The sequence below is a fragment of the Enterobacter sp. 940_PEND genome, from assembly GCF_001059415.1.
Lineage (GTDB): Bacteria > Pseudomonadota > Gammaproteobacteria > Enterobacterales > Enterobacteriaceae > Enterobacter > Enterobacter cloacae_M.
This window is the reverse complement of record NZ_JUMS01000027.1, coordinates 1-950: the sequence shown is the minus strand read 5'-3', so window position 1 is coordinate 950 and position 950 is coordinate 1. Positions and strand designations below refer to the sequence as shown.

The window sequence follows — 950 nt, the reverse complement described above, 5'->3', positions numbered from 1 at the left end:
GCATTCGACCAGATCGATAACGCACCAGAAGAAAAAGCTCGTGGTATCACCATCAACACCTCTCACGTTGAGTACGACACCCCGACTCGCCACTACGCACACGTAGACTGCCCAGGCCACGCCGACTATGTTAAAAACATGATCACCGGTGCTGCGCAGATGGACGGCGCGATCCTGGTTGTTGCTGCGACTGACGGCCCAATGCCTCAGACTCGTGAGCACATCCTGCTGGGTCGTCAGGTAGGCGTTCCTTTCATCATCGTGTTCCTGAACAAATGCGACATGGTTGATGACGAAGAGCTGCTGGAACTGGTAGAGATGGAAGTTCGTGAACTGCTGTCTCAGTACGATTTCCCGGGCGACGATACTCCAATCGTTCGTGGTTCTGCTCTGAAAGCGCTGGAAGGCGACGCAGAGTGGGAAGCGAAAATCATCGAACTGGCTGGCTTCCTGGATTCTTACATCCCAGAACCAGAGCGTGCGATTGACAAGCCATTCCTGCTGCCAATCGAAGACGTATTCTCCATCTCCGGTCGTGGTACCGTTGTTACCGGTCGTGTAGAGCGCGGTATCATCAAAGTTGGCGAAGAAGTTGAAATCGTTGGTATCAAAGAGACTGCGAAGTCTACCTGTACTGGCGTTGAAATGTTCCGCAAACTGCTGGACGAAGGCCGTGCTGGTGAGAACGTTGGTGTTCTGCTGCGTGGTATCAAACGTGAAGAAATCGAACGTGGTCAGGTTCTGGCGAAGCCAGGCTCAATCAAGCCACACACCAAGTTCGAATCTGAAGTGTATATTCTGTCCAAAGACGAAGGCGGCCGTCATACTCCGTTCTTCAAAGGCTACCGTCCACAGTTCTACTTCCGTACAACTGACGTGACCGGTACCATCGAACTGCCAGAAGGCGTTGAGATGGTAATGCCAGGCGACAACATCAAGATGGTTGTGAC

Annotated in this window: 1 protein-coding gene; it reads left to right on the top strand. The window is 52.5% G+C overall.

What is annotated here, in order from left to right:
* On the top strand, positions 1-950 hold a 950-nt coding region (gene tuf, locus ADJ24_RS04975; RefSeq protein WP_048702270.1), incomplete at both ends, for an elongation factor Tu.